Source organism: Kitasatospora sp. NPDC048722 (genome assembly GCF_040650235.1).
Taxonomy (GTDB): Bacteria; Actinomycetota; Actinomycetes; order Streptomycetales; family Streptomycetaceae; genus Kitasatospora.
Genome location: NZ_JBEZGX010000183.1, coordinates 1 through 1,233 on the forward strand (window position 1 = coordinate 1; position 1,233 = coordinate 1,233).

General features: G+C 37.9%; 1 protein-coding gene and 1 pseudogene. Both read left to right on the forward strand.

Going from position 1 to position 1,233, the window contains the following annotated elements; translation table 11 throughout:
• Positions 1 to 217 precede the first annotated feature (217 nt).
• Complete coding sequence (gene pcp, locus AB0C76_RS41420; protein WP_014573651.1) at positions 218 to 865, forward strand: pyroglutamyl-peptidase I; 648 nt, start codon at positions 218 to 220, stop codon at positions 863 to 865.
• Positions 866 to 1,106: 241 nt separating this feature from the next.
• A pseudogene (locus tag AB0C76_RS41425) lies at positions 1,107 to 1,233 on the forward strand (dTMP kinase); the annotation flags it as partial.

The following is a 1,233-nucleotide window of genomic DNA, read 5'->3' on the forward strand; positions in this document are numbered from 1 at the left end:
AAATTTATATGGTGTTCTTTTTGTTTAGTTTTTTAATGTGGTCATAAAAAGGCGGAGCCTATTATAAGTTTAATTATTTAATTTCAGAAAGGTATATATAAATCATGGCGCAACAAATTGTCCTACCCATCAAAGACTCCAACGTCTTAAAGATGGTACAAGATACACTTCTCGATAGCTTCTGTACTTCTTGGCATTTTAGAAAGGAAATCTTCTCATGAAAATTCTTGTTACCGGATTTGATCCCTTTGGCGACGATAAAATTAATCCTGCGATTGAAGCCGTGAAACGTTTGCCGGATGAAATTGCTGGGGCACAAATCGTTAAATTGGAAATTCCGACAAAGTTTAATGTTTCAGCCGATGTCGTTAAAGATGCTATTGCCAAAGAAAAGCCTGACTATGTGTTGAGCATTGGTCAGGCTGGTGGCCGGTTTGAACTCACGCCGGAGCGAGTTGCGATTAACTTGGATGACGGTCGGATTCAAGATAATGCCGGGTATCAGCCACTTAATCACACGATTCATGGCGATGGCGAGAATGCCTACTTTACCCAGTTACCAATTAAGGCCATGGCCAAAGCCATTCGGGAAGCTGGTGTTCCGTCAGCAGTCTCCAACACAGCAGGCACTTACGTCTGCAACCACATTTTTTATCAGGTACAGTATATGCGGGATAAGATGTTTCCCGATATTAAGGCCGGCTTCATGCATATTCCATTTTTGCCGGAACAGGTTGTCACTCGTCCGGAAACACCAGCGTTGTCATTGGATGATGATGTTTTAGGCATCACTGCCGCTATCAAGGCCATCGTGTCCCGTGACGGCAAAGGCGATATCGAAACGATTGAAGGCAAGGATCACTAAAAGCCTGTTTAGTGTTTTTGGACTATTATCAAATAAATAGACATAAAAAAGAAAAGCGTTCTAATCGTTTTTCATTTTTTATCAGATGTTCAGAAAATGGTCATTTTCTGAACACTCTTCTTTTCTTATTAAGATTATTAAAATCATTTGCATTTATTGTTCATTAACCCGTAATTTATTCTATGTTAATTTATATAAGTGCTTTCAAGTTATGGTACAATACTATCAATGGAGGAATGCTATGAAAAATTTATTAATAGTTTTTGAAGGACTTGACGGTTCAGGAAAAACAACTCAAATTGATATGTTACATCAATGGTTTGAAAATAAAAAACTTAAAGTTTTTACAACAAAACAACCAACAGATT